This is a genomic window from Gilliamella apicola (assembly GCF_003202915.1).
Taxonomy (GTDB): Bacteria; Pseudomonadota; Gammaproteobacteria; order Enterobacterales; family Orbaceae; genus Gilliamella; species Gilliamella apicola_Q.
Genome location: NZ_QGLP01000005.1, coordinates 99,045 through 120,580, shown reverse-complemented (window position 1 = coordinate 120,580; position 21,536 = coordinate 99,045). Strand labels below are relative to the sequence as shown.

General features: G+C 34.0%; 18 protein-coding genes. 11 read left to right on the top strand and 7 right to left on the bottom strand.

Annotation, left to right across the window (positions count from 1 at the left end):
- The first annotated feature begins 49 nt into the window (after positions 1-49).
- Complete coding sequence (locus DKK79_RS06710; RefSeq protein WP_110423426.1) at positions 50-1,642, top strand: ABC-F family ATPase; 1,593 nt, start codon at positions 50-52, stop codon at positions 1,640-1,642.
- 64 nt (positions 1,643-1,706) lie between these two features.
- Here DKK79_RS06710 and DKK79_RS06705 read toward each other — a convergent pair whose 3' ends face one another.
- Entirely contained in the window at positions 1,707-2,048 is a 342-nt protein-coding gene (locus DKK79_RS06705; RefSeq protein ID WP_110423425.1) for a YggL family protein, read from the bottom strand.
- Between the two features lie 26 nt (positions 2,049-2,074).
- The gene (rhlE, locus tag DKK79_RS06700; RefSeq protein WP_110423424.1) at positions 2,075-3,379 is read right to left on the bottom strand and encodes an ATP-dependent RNA helicase RhlE; all 1,305 of its coding nucleotides are present in this window, start codon (positions 3,377-3,379) and stop codon (positions 2,075-2,077) included.
- Positions 3,380-3,645: 266 nt separating this feature from the next.
- Here rhlE and nikA point away from each other — a divergent pair, with 266 nt between their 5' ends.
- The 7 genes from nikA to clcA all read left to right on the top strand — a co-directional run bounded on the left by nikA (position 3,646) and on the right by clcA (position 11,483).
- Positions 3,646-5,211, top strand: a complete 1,566-nt coding sequence (nikA, locus tag DKK79_RS06695; protein ID WP_110423423.1) for a nickel ABC transporter substrate-binding protein — start codon at positions 3,646-3,648, stop codon at positions 5,209-5,211.
- A 23-nt stretch (positions 5,212-5,234) separates the two neighbouring features.
- Positions 5,235-6,179: a nickel/cobalt ABC transporter permease gene (opp1B, locus tag DKK79_RS06690; protein WP_110423422.1), complete on the top strand. Its 945-nt coding sequence runs from the start codon at positions 5,235-5,237 to the stop codon at positions 6,177-6,179.
- Complete coding sequence (opp1C, locus tag DKK79_RS06685; RefSeq protein ID WP_110423421.1) at positions 6,176-7,006, top strand: nickel/cobalt ABC transporter permease; 831 nt, start codon at positions 6,176-6,178, stop codon at positions 7,004-7,006. Before opp1B ends, opp1C begins: the two co-directional genes overlap by 4 nt.
- Positions 7,003-7,851, top strand: coding sequence for an ABC transporter ATP-binding protein (locus DKK79_RS06680; protein ID WP_110423420.1), 849 nt, complete (start codon positions 7,003-7,005; stop codon positions 7,849-7,851). The genes opp1C and DKK79_RS06680 overlap by 4 nt, the downstream gene beginning before the upstream one ends.
- Entirely contained in the window at positions 7,851-8,630 is a 780-nt protein-coding gene (locus DKK79_RS06675; RefSeq protein WP_110423419.1) for an ABC transporter ATP-binding protein, read from the top strand. Before DKK79_RS06680 ends, DKK79_RS06675 begins: the two co-directional genes overlap by 1 nt.
- A 2-nt stretch (positions 8,631-8,632) precedes the next feature.
- The gene (locus DKK79_RS06670; protein ID WP_110423418.1) at positions 8,633-9,958 is read left to right on the top strand and encodes an MATE family efflux transporter; all 1,326 of its coding nucleotides are present in this window, start codon (positions 8,633-8,635) and stop codon (positions 9,956-9,958) included.
- Between the two features lie 130 nt (positions 9,959-10,088).
- Positions 10,089-11,483 (top strand): H(+)/Cl(-) exchange transporter ClcA, encoded by a 1,395-nt coding sequence (gene clcA / locus DKK79_RS06665; protein ID WP_220019058.1) that lies wholly within the window; start codon positions 10,089-10,091, stop codon positions 11,481-11,483.
- 137 nt (positions 11,484-11,620) lie between these two features.
- Here the strand turns inward: clcA and DKK79_RS06660 are convergent, their stop codons facing one another.
- From DKK79_RS06660 to DKK79_RS06650, 3 genes are all read right to left on the bottom strand, one after another.
- Positions 11,621-11,830, bottom strand: coding sequence for a hypothetical protein (locus tag DKK79_RS06660; RefSeq protein WP_220019052.1), 210 nt, complete (start codon positions 11,828-11,830; stop codon positions 11,621-11,623).
- Positions 11,831-12,148: 318 nt separating this feature from the next.
- Positions 12,149-12,619: a hypothetical protein gene (locus DKK79_RS06655; RefSeq protein ID WP_110423415.1), complete on the bottom strand. Its 471-nt coding sequence runs from the start codon at positions 12,617-12,619 to the stop codon at positions 12,149-12,151.
- 183 nt (positions 12,620-12,802) lie between these two features.
- Entirely contained in the window at positions 12,803-13,264 is a 462-nt protein-coding gene (locus DKK79_RS06650; RefSeq protein ID WP_110423414.1) for a hypothetical protein, read from the bottom strand.
- Positions 13,265-14,028: 764 nt separating this feature from the next.
- Between DKK79_RS06650 and DKK79_RS06645 the strand changes: the two genes are divergently transcribed.
- Positions 14,029-17,178 carry an alpha-mannosidase gene (locus DKK79_RS06645; protein ID WP_110423413.1) on the top strand — a complete coding sequence of 1,050 codons (3,150 nt, stop codon included), beginning with the start codon at positions 14,029-14,031 and terminating at the stop codon, positions 17,176-17,178.
- Positions 17,179-17,207: 29 nt separating this feature from the next.
- Positions 17,208-18,701 carry an MFS transporter gene (locus tag DKK79_RS06640; protein WP_110423412.1) on the top strand — a complete coding sequence of 498 codons (1,494 nt, stop codon included), beginning with the start codon at positions 17,208-17,210 and terminating at the stop codon, positions 18,699-18,701.
- 1,070 nt (positions 18,702-19,771) lie between these two features.
- Here DKK79_RS06640 and DKK79_RS06630 read toward each other — a convergent pair.
- Positions 19,772-20,773 (bottom strand): phage integrase, encoded by a 1,002-nt coding sequence (locus DKK79_RS06630; protein WP_110423410.1) that lies wholly within the window; start codon positions 20,771-20,773, stop codon positions 19,772-19,774.
- A 24-nt stretch (positions 20,774-20,797) separates the two neighbouring features.
- Positions 20,798-21,154 carry a helix-turn-helix domain-containing protein gene (locus DKK79_RS06625; protein WP_065651187.1) on the bottom strand — a complete coding sequence of 119 codons (357 nt, stop codon included), beginning with the start codon at positions 21,152-21,154 and terminating at the stop codon, positions 20,798-20,800.
- 142 nt (positions 21,155-21,296) lie between these two features.
- Between DKK79_RS06625 and DKK79_RS06620 the strand changes: the two genes are divergently transcribed.
- Positions 21,297-21,536 carry a MerR family transcriptional regulator gene (locus DKK79_RS06620; protein WP_110423409.1) on the top strand — a complete coding sequence of 80 codons (240 nt, stop codon included), beginning with the start codon at positions 21,297-21,299 and terminating at the stop codon, positions 21,534-21,536.

Here is a 21,536-nt window from a genome sequence, read left to right as displayed (position 1 = left end):
TGAACGATATCTTTAAGGCAAAATGTATTAAAAACGAGAGAAAAGCTTAGTGTTAAGTACAAATAACATCACAATGCAATTCGGCAGTAAGCCACTATTTGAAAATATTTCTGTCAAATTTGGTAATGGTAATCGTTATGGATTAATTGGTGCCAATGGTAGTGGCAAGTCCACTTTTATGAAGATTCTTGGCGGTGATTTAGTACCAACATCAGGAAATGTTGCGTTAGATCCACATGAGAGATTAGGTAAATTACGCCAAGATCAATTTGCTTTTGAAGACTATAGCGTACTTGATACCGTAATTATGGGGCATACCGAGCTATGGCAAATAAAACAAGAGCGTGATCGCATTTACGCATTAGCTGAAATGAGCGAGGAAGATGGTTTTAAAGTCGCCGATTTAGAAACCCAGTACGCCGAAATGGATGGTTACAGTGCTGAAGCGCGTGCGGGTGAATTACTGCTGGGAGTCGGTATTCCAATTGAGCAACATTATGGATTAATGAGCGAAATCGCGCCCGGTTGGAAATTGCGAGTACTTTTAGCCCAAGCCCTATTTTCTAATCCGGATATCTTATTATTAGATGAACCGACCAATAACTTGGATATCGATACCATTCGTTGGTTGGAAGATACCTTAAACCAACGCGAAAGCACAATGATTATTATATCGCACGATCGCCATTTCCTTAATATGGTCTGTACCCATATGGCGGATATGGATTATGGCGAGCTTCGTATCTATCCGGGTAATTATGATGATTATATGACTGCGTCCACACAAGCTAGAGAGCGACTATTAGCCGATAATGCGAAAAAGAAAGCGCAAATTAGTGAACTGCAATCTTTTGTCAGTCGCTTTAGTGCGAATGCATCAAAATCAAAACAGGCGACCTCTCGGGCAAGACAAATTGAAAAAATTAAACTTGAAGAAGTTAAAGCATCAAGTCGACAAAATCCATTTATTCGTTTTGAGCAGGACAAAAAATTATTCCGCAATGCTTTAGTTGTCGAAAAACTAACTAAAGGATTTGATAATGGACCACTATTTAAAAATCTAAATTTAATGGTCGAAGTAGGCGAAAAAGTGGCTATTTTAGGGACGAATGGTATCGGTAAAACAACATTACTAAAAACCTTAATGGGCGAGCTAACGCCAGAGCAAGGTGACATAAAATGGTCTGAAAATGCCAATATTGGTTATTATGCGCAGGATCATGAATATGAATTTGAAGAAGATCTAACTGTGTTTGATTGGATGAGTCAATGGAAACAGCCAACCGATGATGAACAAGCCGTACGCAGTATTTTAGGTCGCTTATTATTTTCACAAGATGACATCAAAAAACAAGTTAAAGTCCTATCAGGTGGTGAAAAAGGCCGTATGTTATTTGGTAAATTAATGATGCAACGTCCAAATATTATTGTGATGGATGAACCGACCAACCATCTCGATATGGAATCGATTGAATCACTGAATATGGCATTAGAGCTTTATCAAGGAACGCTATTTTTTGTATCACACGACCGCGAATTTGTTAGCTCACTTGCTAGCCGAATTGTTGAAATCACCCCAGAAAAAGTGATTGATTATACGGGCAATTATGAGGATTACTTGCGTAGTCAAGGAATTGAGTAAAGCAAAGGTATCTTTCAATAAAAATAGCCACATTTGTGGCTATTTTTAATTTAACGTTTAGAAATTAGAAATCTAATTCATCCCACCAAATATCAATTAATTCGCTAGTTTTGACATTTTTTAAGCCGCGGCTTTCAAGCCATTTAGTGACAACGTCACGGTTTTCTTCGCTGCAATTACCTAGTTTTTGAGTGCAGACGATCCCTTTCCAGCTTAAATATCCACTTCCTTCATAAGCCAAGCCGTTTGCTTGTATTGCTTCAATAATAAATTGATCGACAACATTATCAATGACTTCTTCACTAGTACCCTCGTCAAATGACCAACTCACAGTGAAACCTAACTCTTTAAACTCTTCAATATGTAATTTTTTTCTTAAACGACGACTGCGATTTACCTTAGCCATAATAATATCCTTCTACTTTAGATGATTTAGTTAGTTTTAGAATATGTATGATGGCTAGATTGCTTCATACTATTCTGATTATTTTTGGGAGTCCGCGTTTTATCAACACGTCTTCTTTTTGCTGGAGCACCTTTTGCTGTCGCTTTTTTTACAGGCTCCGCTTTAATTCGAGGATCGACTTCAAATCCTTGAGTAAAAATTTCTGGAATCGGTTTTTTAATCAATTTTTCAATTGATTTTAATTGAGCAAGCTCATCAATACAAACTAATGATATCGCTTGCCCCTGATTTTGAGCTCGCCCTGTTCTACCAATGCGATGCACATAATCTTCTGCCACCTGTGGTAGCTCATAATTGACAACATAAGGCAATAGTTCAATATCTAAACCTCTGGCCGCAATATCAGTTGCCACCAATGCTCTAATTTGACCATTTTTAAAGTCCGCCAAAGCTTTAGTTCTAGCGCCTTGACTTTTATTACCATGAATCGCTGAAGCTTTAATACCATCTTTGGTTAGCTGTTCAGCGAGATGGTTAGCTCCATATTTGGTTCGGGTAAAAATTAATACCTGTTGCCATTGGTTTTTACCAATCAAATAAGAGAGCAATTCACGTTTACGACGCTTATCTACCCGATGCACATACTGGGTAATTTGTTCTGAAGCACTATTCGTTTTTGCCACAGCAACAGATTCAGGTGATTTTAAAATGGTTTGCGCTAAAGCTTTTATATCATCTGAAAAAGTCGCCGAAAACATTAAATTCTGTCGTTTTTTAGGTAATTTGGCTATCACGCGCCGAATATCATGAATAAATCCCATATCTAACATGCGATCGGCTTCATCCAGTACTAACACTTTTACCGAAGAGAGATCTACCGCATTTTGATGTACCAGATCCAATAATCGTCCTGGTGTAGCAATTAAAATATCCACTCCACCACGAAGTTTCATCATTTGCGGATTGATACTGACACCACCAAATACCACTAGGGAACGAATAGCTAAATAACGGCTATAATCGCGAATATTTTCACCAATTTGTGCTGCTAATTCGCGAGTAGGGGCTAAAATTAATGCATATAAGCGACGCTTACCTTTTCTCGGCTCTGCTTTAGTGACTGTTTTAAGTTGCATTTCATGCAATTTCTGTAAAATAGGCAAACCAAATCCGGCCGTCTTGCCTGTACCGGTTTGCGCGCTGGCCATTAAATCTTTGCCTGATAAAATAACTGGGATAGCTTGTTGTTGAATGGGTGTGGGTTCAGTGTAGTTTTGCTCATGGATGGCTTGTAAAATCTTGGCATCTAAACCAAGAGAGTCAAATGACATGCAATGATTCCTAAATAATCGAAAAAGTGAATAATCTTAAACATTATAAAGCAATTTGATAATAATTGTCTGATTATTTTATCTTTTCATGGTAACTTGTTTATACTATGCTAATATTTAAAAGAATAAACCTAGAAAGTATAGTGTTATTCAGAAGTTAAACTTAATAATAGTGTTCGCTTGTAAGACAAACAAATGATATTGATTATCATTATCAATCATTGTATCATTTGCAACCTTTATATTAATTATTTCATGGAATAGGTATGTCTTTTAATTTCCCTCATTTAAAAAAAATACTCATCATTCTAATTTTAAGCACCTTTAGTCTTAACTGTTTTGCTAAAGATGATATTACTTTCGCCAATTTTCGTGATATTCGTGATTTGAATCCGCATTTATACTCTGGTGAAATGTGGGCGCAAAATATGTTGTATGAATCATTAGTTCACTATAACGAAGACGGTACTTTTTCGCCTTGGCTCGCGGAAAGCTGGACTATCAGTAACGACGGCAAAACTTACACGTTTAAACTTAGAAAAGATGTTACATTTAGTGACGGCGTAAAATTTGATGCGCACAGTGCAAAACTGAATTGGGATGCCGTGTTATCAAATAAAGTCCGTCACACTTGGTTAGAAATGGTGCGCTTAATTACGGAAGTGAAAGCGGTAGATGATTATACGCTACAAGTTAACCTTTCTGAACCTTACTACCCTTTCATGATTGAGATTGCCGTAACTCGCCCAATGCGTTTTATTTCACCTAACTCTATGATCGACGGCGAAACTAAAAATGGTGTTAAATCTTACATTGGTACCGGTCCGTATGTTTTAGGTGATCATAAAAAAGATCAATATGCGGTTTTTAACGCAAATCCAACTTATTGGGGAACTAAACCAATACTAAAAAAAGTGACTATGAAAGTTATAGCGGATAATCAAAGCCGACTAATGGCATTGGAAAAAGGTGAAATCGATCTGATTTATGGTAAAAATATGGTTGATGCTGATTCGTTTGAACGTTTTTCTACCATGGATAAGTTTCAAACCTTAATGTCTAAACCGGTTTCAAGCCGAATTGTTCTAATGAATACGACCCGAAGCCAACTTAGTGATGTTAATGTGCGCCAAGCAATTGAACATATCATCAGTAAAAAAGATATCTCAGAGGGTATTTTCAATAACAGTGAAGCTCCTGCTGATACATTAATGGCAACCAATATTCCTTATGCTAATCTTGGTTTAAAACCTTATGTATATGACACTAAATTGGCAGAAACCCTACTTGATAAAGCGGGCTGGGTGAAAGTTAAAGGTCAAGATTATCGTCAAAAAGACGGTAAGCCTTTTGAAATTACCTTATATTACGACAGTAATACCGCCTCCCAAAAAACGATTGCCCAATATATGCAAGATGAATTTGAGCAAGTCGGATTAAAGCTTAATATTCATGGTGAAGAAGAACAAGGTTATCGTGATCGCCAAAAAGCCGGTGATTTTGATATGGTGTTTGATATCTCATGGGGTACGCCATATGATCCACAATCATTTTTATCAGGGATGAAATTACCTGTATATGGTGATTACATGGCGCAACAAGGCTTAAAAGAAAAACCACAAATTGATGCAAGTATCAGTAAAGCATTAATTTCAACTGATGAAAAAGAGCGACAAGATCTATTTCGTTACGTGCTAGAAACCTTGCATAATGAAGCAGTCTATATTCCGCTAACTTATGAGCGTAATCGTGCGATTGCTGTTAAATCTTTAAAAGGAATTGAGTTTGCTCCGTCTCAGTTTGATATTCCATTTGAGAAAATGCATTTTTAAAAGACTAATATTATTGACCAATAATGTTAAATTATATTATTAAACGTTTAACGATGATGATACCGATATTATTCGGTATCTCTTTTATCGCTTTTTTGCTTATCAATCTAGCACCTTCTGATCCTGCTGAAGTTGCATTACGTTTAAACGAAATCATGCCAACCCCTGATGCTATTGAAAGTATGCGCCAAGAGCTAGGATTAAATAAGCCTTTTTTTGAACGATATTTTATTTGGCTCTATGATGTTTTACATCTTGATTTTGGTCGTTCTTTTATTCATCGAGACAGACTCGTTTGGGATGAGATAATTCGCAGCTTAATTCCTACATTAGTTTTAGCAATGTCGTCATTTGCATTTACCCTCATCATCAGTTTAATTTTAGGCGTATTATGTGCAATTTTTGCTAATTCAGCTTTCGATCATATCGTTCGTATTATTATTTTTCTTGGCACGGCAATGCCGAGTTATTGGTTAGGTTTACTATTTATTTGGCTGTTTGCCAATTATTTAGATTTACTGCCTACCAATGGTTATGGCTCATGGCAAAATCTGATTCTACCAACTTTAACTTTATCGTTTGTTTATATCTCAACTTATATCCGTTTTATTCGCAATAATATGCTTGAAAATATGCATAATTATTCGGTCTTTTATGCTCGCTGTCGAGGTTTAAAAGAAAAAACAATTATAGTTAAACATGTTTTAGTTAATTCACTGCATACGACTATCACCGCCTTAGGCATGACCATTCCGCAACTAATCGCTGGCTCTTTTGTTGTTGAATATATATTTTCTTGGCCGGGATTGGGTCGTTTATGTATCGCAGCTATTATGAATCGCGATTATCCCGTCATTCAAGCTTATATATTGATTATGGCTATTTTATTCGTAGTGTGTAATTTTATTGTTGATGTTATTCATCAATGGCTAGATCCCCGATTACGTGATAATGGTGGTGCTATATGAATCTAAATAAGAAACTTATTAACAATAAAACGGCGTTAATTTGCCTGATCATCATCATCACAATGATTATTTTAGGGATATTAGCACCTTATATTGCACCGTTTGATCCCAATAAAGTTCGCATCGTTCGTAAATATGCTGCGATATCGAGCGAACATTGGCTTGGTTGTGATCATCTTGGCCGTGATATTTTTTCACGACTCCTGTACGGTATTCGCTCAACCCTATTCTTATCACTGTTAACTATGATCATTACAATAATCGTTGGTAGTGTCATCGGCCTTATTTCTGGTTATCGGCGAGGTAAACTTGACGAATGTATAATGCGCCTTTGCGACATCATGCTCTCATTCCCTAGCCAAGTGATGATTTTAGCTATTGTTGGTGTGTTAGGCGTGGGTATCGAAAACGTTATTATTGCTAATATTGTAGTTAAATGGGCTTGGTACAGTCGGATGATTCGAAGTTCAGTAATCAAGTATAGCCGCAAAAATTATATTCTTTTTTCACGAGCCATTGGCGCACCACATTCTTTTATCATTTGTCGTCATTTATTGCCTAATATAATGGCAGAACTGGTTATATTAGCGACGTTAGATACGGGTTGGGTAATCTTAAATATCTCGGCTTTATCTTTTATTGGATTAGGCGTCCAAGCTCCTACCGCTGAATGGGGATTAATGTTAAGTGAAGCAAAAAATGTAATGACGCAGCATCCGATGCAAATGGTCTTCCCGGGTATAGCCATTTTAATCGTTGTGGCAGCATTTAATATGTTGGGTGATTGTTTACGAGATATTTTAGATCCAAAAGAAAAAACTGCATGAGTAGCCCATTGTTAGCCGTAAAACAATTGACCATTACCCTTGATAATGGTAACAAGCTACTCGATGATATTTCGTTTACAGTCAATCATCATCAATGTTTAGGTATTGTTGGGGAAAGTGGCAGTGGCAAAAGTTTAACATGTAAAGCTATCATCGGCTTATTAGAATCCTACTTTAGCGTGACTGGGCAAATCTTGTTTAAACCCCAAAATGCTAATTTAGCGTTCGATCTATTAAAACAGAATAAAAAGACGTTGAATCAAATGCGTGGTAGTGTCATTTCGATAATTTTACAACACCCAATGAGTGCTTTTGATCCACTTTATTGCATTGGTAAGCAAGTGGTCGAAACCCTGCAAGCGCATCTCATTATTAACAAAAACGATGCTATTGCTAAAACGATAGCGATGATTGAAAATATAGGGCTCGAAAAACCCAAAGAGATTTATAAAAAGTATCCGCATCAGTTAAGTGGTGGCATGCTACAACGAATAATGATTGGTATGGCGTTAATGCTTGAGCCTGAACTTATTATCGCCGATGAACCGACAACGGCATTAGATTCGATTAGCCAGTTTCATATTCTAAAAATGCTTGAAAAGATCAAATCCAAAACGACCATGATCTTTATTTCTCATGATCTAGGCGTCATTCATCATATTGCCGATGAAATTATAGTGATGAACAAAGGTAAGATTGTTGAATCGGGGAGTCGTGATCAGATTTTTTATCATCCCAAACATGAATATACTCGTTACCTAATCAATACTCGCAAACAATTATTGAATAAATTTAATGCGGTTACTTATGCCAATCATCCAAATTTAATATTGGAGACAAATTAATGCCACCGTTATTACAAGTTGCTAATGTGAAAAAATCTTTTCTACAACCTAACCAACGTTTGTTTAGTAATAAAAAAACGACAGTTATTAAAGGGGTATCGTTTGATTTAAAACAAGGACAGTGTCTAGGTATTATTGGTGAAAGTGGTAGTGGGAAAAGTACATTAGGAAAGCTGATTTTAGGCTTAGAAAAACCTGACAGTGGCAAAATTTATTTTAATGGACAAGATATTAGTACTCGCACATGGAAAAAATCAGCCATGCGTAAAAATATCAGTGCGGTATTTCAAGATTATAATGCTTCTGTTAACCCCTATTTTACTGCCGCACAGATTATTGCTGAACCGCTTGATATTTATGAAAAGTTAACTAAAAATGATCGAAAGAAGCGTATCAATGTTTTATTAGAACAAGTAGGATTAGACAGCTCTTTTTATGAGCGGCTTCCACACGAAATGAGTGGCGGTCAATTACAGCGCGTCTGCATTGCAAGAGCGATAGCCTGCTCACCTAAATTTATTTTATTTGATGAAGCAGTTAGCTCATTAGATATTTCGGTCCAAACCCAAATTTTAGAACTACTTGCCGATTTGCGAAAACAGCTTAATCTAACCAGTATTTTTATTACGCATGATCTAACCACAATCACTTACCTTTGTGATAAAATTGCTTTTTTTTATAAAGGTGAAATTGTTGAATTCATTGATAAAATAGAACAATTAAGTCAAGTTAAAAATCCTTATTCTAAACAGTTACTTGAATCAATTTTAGGTTTTTAAAAATGACCCATTCATCAACATCGAATCATCAATATCAGTTTAAAGATTATCTTAAGTTAGTTATTCCGTTTATTCTGTCAACTATTACCACCCCTTTACTTGGGGTAGTCGATACGGCTTTAGTTGGTCATTTGCCTAATCCTGCCTTTATTGCTGGTATTGCCATAGGAACAGTAATATTTAATACCATTTATTGGCTATTTGGATTTTTAAGGGTCAGTACCACTGGTTTTGCTGCGCAAGCTTTGGATGATTGTTTATTATTAAGATCGTCTCTTATCCGACCTCTGTTTATTGCCCTTTTTTTAGGTTTGATATTTATTATTTTTCAAAAGTTAATTTTTAGTGCCTCAATGCACATCATCCAACCTAATCAAGATGTACAGCATTATGCGAATCTCTATTTTTCGATATTAATTTTTGGAGCCCCTTTTGTTCTGATTAATTATGTCCTAGTTGGCTGGTTAATGGGGATATCCAAAGTAAAGGCCGTGCTGTTTTTGCAAGTCTTTATCAATCTACTAAATATTATAATGGCGATGCTTTTTGTTTGGTGGATGCATTGGGACATTCAAGGAGTGGCTTTTGCAACATTGATTGCTCAAATATGTTGTACTTTGGTCGGTATTTGGTTTATCTACCAGTACTTACCCAAAACTAAGCAAAAAATAGATGTAAAATCTATTTTGTCATGGCAATCATTAAAAGGGGTCATTTTAGTTAATACTAATTTAATGATCCGCACCATCTGTTTATTAACGGTAACTAATCACTTTATTTCGATTGGTTCAACATTCAATACCGAAGTATTAGCCGCCAATGCCGTTTTATTTCAGATTCATTATATGATGGCTTATCTATTTGACGGTTTTGCTAATGCTTCAAGCGTCTTTAGTGGTCGAGCTAAAGGTAATAAAAATATTCAACTTTATAATCAAACTTTACGATGGTCACTACAAGCCTGCATTATTTGCCCAATAATTTTGATTGCAATTTGGTTAGCCTTTGATACTGCAATTATAAAACTATTAACGAATCAAATTGAGATTATCACCCTATCGCTTCAGTATCAATCTTGGTTAATGGTATTCCCTATTGTTGCAGCAGGTGGATTAATCTATTATGGCGTGTTTTCAGGTATCAGTTATACCTCATCTATACGCGACTCAATGCTATTGGCGTTATTAGTTTGGTTTATAGCACAATACTTTGCCGTGCCCGTCTTTGGAAATAATGGATTATGGTTTTCTTATATTTTATTTAGTTTAGGCCGAACCCTGTTTTTGGTTATATGGATAAAAAAATCACGTACCTACATTACCGGGTAATTGTCATTATAGCCAAATAGCTAGAGTACTTAGTTCAATATTAAACAATTTATTTGAACGCGTTACTTCTATCTTTTTCAGTTGAACAGGCGTAAAATTCGCCTTCATTTGCCAAATTATATTGAATATTGTGCCTAGTTATTCTGCTATCAAAAAAAGGATCCAACTTTATCATAAAATACGTAGTTTTCAGGATAAAGCTCCGCTAATTGTTTTAATCGTTGCTGGTATTATCGGCTCAATTACGGGTATTGTTGGCGTGTTATTTCAATATGCGGTGAATTGGATTATCTCTCTGCGTAAAACGCTATTATTTAATCTTGTTGATAATTTAGTGATTAATTATCTTTTAATCTTCACTATTACTGGAATGATGGGATTACTGGCATATTATTTAGTAAAACGCTTTGCGCCCGAATCTGGTGGTTCAGGAATACCAGAAATAGAAGGCGCATTACTCAATTTAAGACCGGTACGTTGGCGCGCGGTTTTACCGGTTAAGTTTATCGGTGGTGTGGCTGCTTTAGGTTCGGGAATGGTATTAGGTCGCGAAGGTCCTACCGTCCAGATTGGTGGTAACATCGGGGCAATGGTATCAGATCTGCTTAAAGTCAAAAAACAAGCCTATCGACATACATTTTTAGCCACTGGAGCCGCCGCTGGTATCACCGCCGCATTCAATGCACCTCTAGCAGGAATTCTATTTATTATTGAAGAGATGCGACCGCAGTTTCGCTACAATTTAACTTCAATTAAAGCTATTTTTGTTGGTGTCATCATGGCTAGCGTGATGTTCCAATTTTTATACAATCAAGAATCCGTTTTCCAAATAGGTCACTTTAGTGCCGTTCCTATTGAATCCTTGTGGCTTTATCTTATTTTGGGGACATTTTTCGGTGCTATTGGGGTTTTATCCAACAAATGCATATTAACGTTACAAGAACGTTTCAAACAATTTTATCAATTAAATCAATTCTGTTTTATTTTAACCGGATTTTGTTTGGCCGGATCGTTTGGCGTCATAAGTTTTATCTTTCCTGAAATAACCGGTAGCGGTTTTGATTTTATTCCCGATGCTGTTTCCGGTAATTACGCTATCAATACTTTGATGATAGTTTTATGTCTACGTTTTGTCACTACAGTTTTATGCTTTAGTTCTGGCGCGCCAGGAGGAATATTTGCTCCAACCTTAGCTTTAGGAACAACGGTTGGTATTACCTTTGGTTTAATCGCACAACAGCTCTATCCGAATTATCATATCGAACTTGGCGCCTGCGCTATTATTGGTATGGGAGGGTTATTTGCCGCTACAGTAAGAGCACCACTAACCGGTATTGTTTTAGTGATGGAAATGTCCGATAACTATCAACTTATTTTACCGATGATCATTACTTGCTTGGGAGCGACATTAATTGCCCAAGCGTTAGGTGGAATGCCACTTTATACATCTATATTGGAAAAGATATTATTGCGAAGTAAATATCAGCAAGATTTAAATATTCAGATACCAACAAAAGCACCTTAATCAACTCTGCTATTTGCTAAACAAAAAGATAGGCATTTACCAGCATCGAAAAACGTCAGTAGGTTATTCGACATGAGACGTTTACAAAAAAGGTAACACTAAGTGTTACCTTTTAAAGTTACAACATGAAATTACTACTACTTTTTAGTATGATGAGGATCTTTAACTGAATCACCTTGACCACTAACCACATACCAACCATTTTTACTGTGTGGTTTTTTGTTATGCTCCGGACAAGGAGGTAAGGATTTTTTACTTTGGTTTGAATATATATAGCCACAATCAGCACACTTATAAGTGCCAGCCGAAACATCACTACCGTACGCAGCAAATTTTTGTACCATCATAAGCTCCTCTAGTAAAATGTTATAAATAATAAGCCGATTTGCTTATTACAGTAATATATAAACGCTGATTGAAACAAAAATCAAGTCAAGATTGAATAAACTCTCAATATCTTCGCTAAATAGCTTTAAAATATAAAAAAATTAGATTTTAAACCTTAAATACTTGATAACAACAGCAATGTAATTCTATCCTATTTAAATTGATAATAATGGCTTATTAAAAGCAATTAACAAAGGGTACGCAATCATCTTAAAATAACTGGCGAATAATTAATAAAATTCAGCTAATTTTTAAAAGCCCTTTTAAGATATTTTATTTTACGGATAAGACTTATTGGCTTGTTCAACAAGGAAAAAACAATATAAACATCTTAAAATTTTAATTAAAACTAAAATAATGTAACCGAAAAAACAACCGAGTGCAGGAATAAACATCGCAATGATGAATCCTATATCATCATAACCATTACTAACATATTCAAAATAAAAATATAAAATACCAAACCAGCAAAAAGAAAAAATTAATCCACAAAATAATCCTAAAAAAGAAGTCAATACATGTGTCTTAGGGATGATAAATAATTTTATTAATTGTATTAGGAAAAAAACAATTTCAGAGATTATTATTATACAAAATATTATCAAAAGGATATATGGAGCTGCATGACTAATATAGAATTCGCTTCTTAATGAAAAAAAATTAAAAGTAACTATAAATGTCAAATAACTAATCCCAAAAAGACAGATCCATAATTTATCTTTAGATAAATATTTAATAATTTTTGGCATAATTAATCCCTATAGACTTAAGTTAACTTCACTGTTAACCTAAAAAATCCCATCCAAATAAATATAGTTACACTCAGATAAAATTAATATTTAACTGCTTAATAATCAGTTATTCATTCTACTTTAGATGGCTAAATAATTCTCTTAAGCAATATCTAAAAATGACAGTTAATCAAAAAAATATTATTTAGATCTTTCAACAAATAAAACACAATATAAAGAATATAACATTCTAATAAGTATTAAAATAATATAACTGATAAAACTGCCAATCGCAGGCAAAAACGCCCAACCAAAAAACTCAAAACCATCCCATCCCCAACCGTGATATTGGTTGAAATAAACACATAAAATAAATAGCCAAACAAAAGAAAATGCTAACCCCAATATTAATCCTAAATAAGAGGTTAACAAATGTGTACTTTTAACAACAAATAGTTTTATCAACATTGAGAGAAAGAAAATAATTTCAACTACAACCGTTAGAGCAATTAAAATATCAACAATTGGCTTACCTATATTGCTAATAAACGAGTGGCGATTTTCTAAAACTACATAAAATGTTATGTCCATACTAAAGTAGAATATGAAGAAGAGACCGATCAATACAGAATCTTTAAGCAAATATTTAATAATGTTTAACACATCTAATCCTTAAAAATATCATTAAACTTCCCGTTAATCCTTTGGAGAATTGTTTATAAATAATGTTTTTTTAAGGATATAGATTAGTTTAATATTATTCAAAAAACAATTTAGGTATGGTGAAATTAATATTTATGTTTTTATAAATTACTATCACTGATAGTGCGTAAACGATCCCTATCAAATAAAGAAATCGAATTATTCTTAATATCTCACATTGAGCATTCAAATAAATCTGATATATGATTTTTAACTTACATAATTGAAATCAGCATTATAATTTCAATTTTTTTTCTGTGAAAAACTATCTTTAGTGAAAATCATTTAAGATCGTTTTAGTCAAACAAATTTGTCTTACCAATTTCCCCATTTTTGACCAATCAATTTACAAACCATTAGTTTACTTATCAATTGATAATATTAATATTGGATAATTCCTAACCAGCCGACTACCACTTATAGTTGTTTTAATTTCTTAAATATAATTAATACATTATTCAAAATTTGCCTAGATAATGTTTGTTCCATAAGATTTGATAATACTAAGCAAAATCCTCTTAATTTATTATCAATAAAACGGTTGATATTAAAAGTTATTATACCTTTTTAAAAGGCTTAAAACAGGATATTAAGCCAATTAAATTGAATTTTTTTGTGATCGCCATCACTAAATTTGGTTTTTATATTTGTGAATTACAACTTTATTATTTAACTTATTATACCAATTATTTGCTTTTAAATTTTTATCTAAATTAGAGGGAATTATGTTTTTTACTGAAAGGAAATTAAAGCAACGAGTTGAAGAACTATTGCGGTTTGAATTACATGATCTTCAAACAATACAAAGTTTTGATTTTTGTTATGACCGTGAAGGAGTTAATGGCGCCCCGCCCCCAGATGAAAATGCCGATTGGCAAAAAATTGAGCAAGGATTTGAATGGAAAGAAAAGGATATCTATGTTTGGTTAAGGTTAAGTCATACTTTTCCTGAAGCCGATCCGAATCGTTCCACTCATATAGGCCTTTTTAATTTTTCATTATCTTTTCTACGTGATGAATATGAAGCGTTACTCTATGTTAATGGTAAACCATGGCATGGTTTAGATAAAAACCATAATGTTATTTCATTTCCCGACGACTTTTCTGGTAAAACAATTAGATTTGATATTCGTATATGGTCAGGCGTACTTGAAGGTAAAGTTAGACAACATTTTGATGAGTTTCACGTTGGTAACAGTATAAAACAAGTTGCCTTCGGTTTAAGAGATAAAGCCACTCATGATTTGTACGTGACTTCTACCGCTATTTTACAAACATTAGATGTTATCTCTACCAATGATTTTTATTATTCGCGATTACTTAATCTATTAGATAGTTCTTTTCTACTAATTAATTGGCAAAACCCATCTAGTAAAGAATTTTACCAATCAATCAGCAGTGCATCTAGGTATTTAGAAGAAAATTACAGCAAAGATGCGGTGAAATCTCCAGTTGTGATTAATAGTGTTGGCCATACTCATATTGATCTCGCTTTTTTATGGCAGATAAAACATACCAGAGAAAAATGCGCGCGATCATTTTCGACTGTTTTGAAGTTAATGAAACAATTTCCAAAATATAATTTTTTCCAGTCTCAGCCACAACTCTATGAATATATTAAAAATGATTATCCTGAAATTTATGATCAAATAAAACAACGTGTCAAAGAAGGGCGCTGGCAAGTTGATGGCGCTATGTGGGTCGAAGCTGACTGTAATATACCTTCTGGGGAATCGTTTGTCAGACAAATTATGTATGGCAAAAATTTCATGGAAACCGAGTTTGGTATAACACCTGAATGTTTATGGTTACCTGATGTATTTGGATATTCTTGGGCATTACCACAAATTTTAAAAAAATCCGGTATTAAATATTTCATGACAACAAAAATTAGTTGGAATGAATTCAATCAACTACCACACGATACTTTTAAATGGCGAGGAATTGATGGTAGCGATGTTTTAGCTCATTTTGTTACAACACCTGAAGAGGGACATCCGCGATATACCTATAATGGCATTGTTAATGCTAAGTCTGTTCAGGGTTTGTGGGATAACTATAAAGATAAAGGTTTAACCAAAACACTGTTGTTACCATTTGGTTATGGTGATGGTGGCGGTGGGCCAAATGAGCAGATGCTGGAATTATTAGAACGATTCGAAAAAATGCCAGTATTGCCAAATATTCAATTTGGTACTGTTAAGCAATTCTTTCATGAATTAGAAGATAACATTAGTCATAGTAATGATTGGTTCCATACTTGGGATGGCGAATTATATTTTGAAACCCATCGCGGAACATACACCAGTCAAGCACAAATAAAAAAAGCGAATCGATTAGCCGAATTAGATATTCGTTTCATCGAATGGTTATCGGTGACCAACTCAATCTTAAATAATGACTGGTCTAGTTATGAAAAAAATAAACTAGATTATTGTTGGAAACTCATTCTTAGAAATCAGTTTCATGACATCATTCCTGGTTCATCTATACATGAAGTTTATCAAGATGCCAAACTTGAATTTCAGGATTTAAATAATAGACATAACGAAATTCTCAGCCCGCTGTTACAAAATATTACCGATAGTGATGTTAATAGCAAAATTATCCTTAATAGTTCTAACTTTGAGAGAAAAAATGACGTTGTTTATTTTGCTACTTGTGTAGAAAATCTCACTATAAAAGATGACTCCAATCAACATTTCACTATACAAAAATCAAAACAAAATGATGGTTATTTTGTTGAAATACCATCAATTGCGCCACTAAGTTGTATAAATGTAAGTTATGAAAATAACGCTACATCTGAAAATGGCAAGGTAAAAGATGCATTTATCTATAATGATAATGAAATAGATACTCCTTTTTATCTCATTAAGTGGAATGAATTTGGCCACCTTACCCGCATTTTTGATAAGAAGAATAACCGAGAAGTATTATCAGGTTGTGGCAATGTATTGACTGTGTATGAAGATAAACCAATGAAATATGATGCTTGGGATATTGAAATATTTCATATTCAGAAAAAATCGCCAGTTGTACAATTGCAATCAGTTGAACTTACCGAAATAGGACCATTAATTTGTGAAGTCACATTTAAATGGATTTTTAATAAGAGTTCAATTTGCCAGAAAATGCGAATCTACAGTAATAATCCAAAAATCGATTTTATTACTGATATTGATTGGCATGACTGTAATCAATTACTTAAAACAGTATTCCCAGTGGATATTAGAGCAGTTGAAGCAACCTATGACATTCAATTTGGTAATGTTAAACGTTCAACTACCTGGAATACTAGTTGGGACTATGCAAAATTTGAAAGTGTAGCACATCAATGGGCCGATTTATCCGAATATGGTTATGGCGTTAGCCTATTAAATAATTGCAAATATGGTCATGCTATCAGAGACAATATAATGCAATTAACTCTCATCAAATCAGCTATAAGCCCTGATTTACAAGCTGACCAAGGACAACATCAATTTACCTATTCTTTATTTCCTCATACTAAAAATTGGCAAGAAGGTAATGTTGCCCAAGAAGCTTGGTTCTTAAATGAACCGCTAAGAATTTATGATGGCAAATTAAAACCATTTGTTAAGTCATCTAACCTATCAATTCTTACATTAGATAATCAATTAGTTCAGGTTGATGCTTTGAAAAAGGCAGAGTCAGGTGATTGGTTAATTCTCAGAATTCATGATTTCTCCGGTGGAACACAAAATGTCAATATCAGCTCTCACTACAATATCAACTGGTGGAGAGAGTGTGATTTGATGGAGAACTTTATTGATCAAAACATAAATAAAGGGAATTTAAAAATAAAATTAAGCCCTTTTGAAATTAAAACTTACGCAATTTCAATAAATTAATTGCTTAATTCTATTACGAGGTTTGGAAAATGAAAAATCAAAAAATAATCACTATTCCTAAAGCGATAGGTTTTGGGATGATTGATATCATTGGAGGGGGAGCATTCACCATTATAGGTGCATGGTTATTATACTTTTTTACTACTTTTGTTGGATTAAGTCCAATTGAAGCCGCATCTATTGTGGCAATTGCTCGAATATTAGATGCCATATTATGCCTTTTCATGGGCAGTTTCACCGACCACTTTTATAAAAATAAATTAGGTAAAAAATTTGGGCGCAGAAGATTCTTCTTAATAATTGGCGCACCATTAATGCTTTCCTATGCATTATTATGGATTAATGGTATGGGCTACCTATATTATCTAGCTATCTATTTAACTTTTGAGGTAGTTGTCGCCATGGTAATGATTCCTTGGGAAACCCTACCATCTGAAATGACCAGTGATTATGCCGGAAGAACAAAACTATCTACTTGTCGAATGTTTATTTCTGCGGTAGGTACTTTTATGGCAACATTTGTACCGGGCAGATTAATTGCAATTTATGGTGAGAATGATCCTAATGCTTATCTATTTAATGGTATATTTTTTGCTATATTATTCATGATTTGTGTAATTATATCCTATTTTTCAACATGGGAGAGACCACTGACTCCAGAGATGCTAAAAGAATTAGAAAAATCTAAAGCTGATAAAAAAGTTAATCCGGTTATCTTTGTTTTTGGTCTGTTTAAAGAATATTTCTCTACCCTGAAAGTTAGAGCATTCAGAAAACATTTAGCTATCTATTTATTATCTTTTACTGGTAAAGATATTTATAACACTGTATTTGTATTTTTCTGTGTATATTGTTTAACGCTTGATGCTTCTGTAGCCGGAAGTCTATTATCTTTAAGTATTATTGGATTACCAGTTACATTAGTAGCAGGATTCGCATTCGTTAAATATGGTCCAAAAAAACTTCTGGTTAGTGCTTATACGACCATGCTTTTATGTTTAGCTGCTACCTATTTCGTTTTTGTCTTTAATCCATCATCAAAAATAGCCATACTATTTGTTATTGGTACTGTATATCAAATAGGCAGATGTTTGATGGAGTTCACACCATGGAATATTTTCCCATTCATTCCAGATATTGATGAAATGATCACTAAAAAAAGAAGAGAAGGTTTGTTCGCTGCTGTTATGACATTCTCTAGAAAAACAACGGTCGCCCTTTCAACTCTTTGTGTTGGCTTAATATTAGAATTTGGTGGTTTTGTGCAAAAACAAGCAGATCAATCTCCAGAAGCTATAACCACAATTGCATTAATTCTATTTTTAGGAACTGGATTACTGGTTTTCTTAGCGATGTTAGTTACATTTACATTTAATCTAGATAAAGAAAAACATAGATTATTAGTTAACGCAATCGATGTCTTGCAATCAGATGGAGATATTAATCAGTTATCTGAAGAAACTAAATTCATAGTTAAAGACTTAACTGGCTATCCATGCGAAAAATTATTTGAGAAAAAATAAATTCTATTTATAGGCTGAAATTATTAATAAAAATGACTATAAATAGTCCTAACATAAATTAGTAACCTTTGAAATTAGATACTAGATGAAATTCAGCTAGTATCTAATACCTAGTATCTTATTAAATAATCAGTTAAATGATATTTATAAACTCTTCATTAGTCATTTTTTCTTTATTGTTGCTCTGGTTTACGCCATTCTATCGATGATTACCTGTGAAACAACACAATCTGCTATTGACCAAAGAAATATCGCATATTTTTTTGAAAGAATTTTCGATGATTCTCCTGATAAGAATTCATTAGCTATGATAATTTTTAATTCTCGACTATATTTTGACATAAAAAGCCCCCCTGTGATTGCTTGTCCAACTATTGAGGGTCACTTCACAGGTTTAGGCTTATTTTTACCTATTATTTTCCTGTCTAATAATCTAATTCTACTCATCTCAATTTGTGCCTTTACTGCCCTGGCACAACTGATATTACTTAATAAAAAATGATTAATCGTAAATGATAGATTTAATGAAAAATAGCAACAGATTCAATTTAGTTAGGTAAAGATTATATTTCATTTCTATTTGATAGCCATTTAGGAAATTTACAAGATTTTGTTAGATAAACATCTGGATATATTTCGACTAACAATCAGATATCAAAAAAAGATACAATCAATGTAAAAAAAAATTTATTAGAAGGGTTTACACTAGATAAAAGTATTATATTTTTTAAGTGAGATCTCACATGTGACTTTATAAAAACAGACCTTCAGACACAGAAATGGATACATAACAGTTAGTTGAGTAATTTAAAACAGCAAAAATTTATATTTAAAATAAGAAATAATTTTAAGAACAATTAATATCAATTCACAAGATAATAACCCTACTGGACTTGAACCAGTGACCAATCGATTATGAGTTCTTTGCAAGGTCTTTTTAAATCAATAATTTACATATTAATCAATAGGTTGAGATTGCATATAAACACATATAAAGCGCTATAAAATCATATTCGATCGCCAGTTTACCGCCATTTTTTGTTCTATAGCTTCTGTAAATCACGGTGTTATTAATCATGTTCTAGCGGATTTAATCTTACCGCATCTTCAAAATGGTCTGGCGCAAAGTGGGCGTAGCGCATGGTCATTTTGATGTCGGTGTGGCCTAAGATTTTTTGTAGGACTAATATGTTGCCACCATTCATCATGAAGTGGCTGGCAAAGGTGTGTCGTAATACATGGGTTAATTGGCGTTCGGGGAGTTCGATGCCGGTTCTATCTAGTGCCGAGCGAAAGGCTGAATAACAGGCGGTAAAAAGTTGGCCATTTTTGTTTGGAATTTGTTGATATAGTTCGTCACTGATTGGAATGGTGCGGTTGCGTTTACCTTTGGTGTTGATATAAGTGATTTTTCCATCTTTGACTTGTGCGCTTTTTAAGCTTTCAGCTTCACTCCATCTGGCGCCGGTTGCTAAGCAGATTTTGACAATGATGGTAAGATCTTTAGCACTACTTTGCTCACATGAGTTGAGTAGCGATTGGATTTGTTCTTTGGTTAGATAAGCCATCTCTTGTTCGTCAGTTTTAAATGAGCGAACCAGTTCTAGCGGATTTTTATGTTGCCACTCCCCCAATCGAATTAACTCGTTAAACATCGCTTTGAAATAGGTTAATTCAAGGTTCATTGTTCTGGGCGCAACGGTTTTAATGCGGTCGGTGCGATATATCTCACCCTCAATTCGTTTTTGGCGATATGTTGTGAATTGTTTAGCTGTGAAATTGTTTGCTAATGGATTATCCATACATTCACTCGCAAATAGCATGGCTTTTAAGCGAGTTTGCCCATCTTTAAGGGTTTGACCATGCAGCGAATACCAGCTTTGGATTAATTCCGATAAACGGCGTTTATCGATTTTTTCATTAATCCATGGTTTTTCATTAGCTTGCTCTTCAAGGTAGTTTTCATATGCCAATGCCTCTCCCTTGGTGGCGAAGTTCTTACGGATTCGACGGCCACCAGGGAGATATTTTTCAAATAACCACTTTCCATTAGGTTGTTTTCTTACTGACATAACGGCAATTCATCCTAACTTAATTCAAATTAACTGCGCTTTTAATTCATTAAACTCTTGTTCAGTAATAGCTCCCTTTTCTTTTAAGCTTGCTAATCGTTCAAGTTTTATTAATGTTTCGTCAGATATTATGGTTTCTTTAGTCTGATCTGCAGGATTAAATTGCCCTTCTCCGGTCGCTAGCCATTGTAATGATGCCCCCGTTTCATCCATACATTTAACCACCAGATCTGATGGAAATAAATCTCGTCGATAACGGATTGATAAGCTTGCTGCCGATGTACCTAAATAATTGCTGTATTCCACTTTGGATTTGAAACCATATGCTTCAATAATCCGGTCCAATACTTTAGCACCACCAGAATTAAAATTAATACTCATATTAAATTAAGCCTAGATTAAATAAAAAATAAAAATATAATTGACATTAAGCTAAGCTTAATGGTAAATTATATTAAGTTTAATTTTACACATAAATACACATAATTACACATAAGCATATTTATGCTAGGAATAATGCACTATGATGACAACAATTTCAATCACTATTTCTGCTCCTTATGTCACGGTGGATGAATTTGCCCGTGTTTCGGGTATGAATCCCCGTACTGTTAAAAAATATGTCCATGAAGGGTTGCTGCCAATTCGTAAAAAGAAGATCACCGGTAAGCATGATCGTTCAACCACCTTAATTAACATGACTGCTTTGACGCTTGAAGGGGCGAAAGCTTTTAATCCTGAATTAAATTTGCAGGAGCATTGA

Coding starts and splice junctions, on each gene's coding strand:
- DKK79_RS06680 (WP_110423420.1), top strand. CDS start 7,003: ATGAGTAGCCCATTGTTAGCCGTAAAACAATTGACCATTACCCTTGAT.
- DKK79_RS06640 (WP_110423412.1), top strand. CDS start 17,208: ATGAAAAATCAAAAAATAATCACTATTCCTAAAGCGATAGGTTTTGGG.
- DKK79_RS06660 (WP_220019052.1), bottom strand. CDS start 11,830: ATGATGGTACAAAAATTTGCTGCGTACGGTAGTGATGTTTCGGCTGGC.
- DKK79_RS06620 (WP_110423409.1), top strand. CDS start 21,297: ATGATGACAACAATTTCAATCACTATTTCTGCTCCTTATGTCACGGTG.
- rhlE (WP_110423424.1), bottom strand. CDS start 3,379: ATGTCATTTGACTCTCTTGGTTTAGATGCCAAGATTTTACAAGCCATC.
- DKK79_RS06675 (WP_110423419.1), top strand. CDS start 7,851: ATGCCACCGTTATTACAAGTTGCTAATGTGAAAAAATCTTTTCTACAA.
- DKK79_RS06625 (WP_065651187.1), bottom strand. CDS start 21,154: ATGAGTATTAATTTTAATTCTGGTGGTGCTAAAGTATTGGACCGGATT.
- opp1B (WP_110423422.1), top strand. CDS start 5,235: ATGTTAAATTATATTATTAAACGTTTAACGATGATGATACCGATATTA.
- opp1C (WP_110423421.1), top strand. CDS start 6,176: ATGAATCTAAATAAGAAACTTATTAACAATAAAACGGCGTTAATTTGC.
- DKK79_RS06705 (WP_110423425.1), bottom strand. CDS start 2,048: ATGGCTAAGGTAAATCGCAGTCGTCGTTTAAGAAAAAAATTACATATT.
- DKK79_RS06655 (WP_110423415.1), bottom strand. CDS start 12,619: ATGCCAAAAATTATTAAATATTTATCTAAAGATAAATTATGGATCTGT.
- nikA (WP_110423423.1), top strand. CDS start 3,646: ATGTCTTTTAATTTCCCTCATTTAAAAAAAATACTCATCATTCTAATT.
- DKK79_RS06670 (WP_110423418.1), top strand. CDS start 8,633: ATGACCCATTCATCAACATCGAATCATCAATATCAGTTTAAAGATTAT.
- DKK79_RS06630 (WP_110423410.1), bottom strand. CDS start 20,773: ATGTCAGTAAGAAAACAACCTAATGGAAAGTGGTTATTTGAAAAATAT.
- DKK79_RS06645 (WP_110423413.1), top strand. CDS start 14,029: ATGTTTTTTACTGAAAGGAAATTAAAGCAACGAGTTGAAGAACTATTG.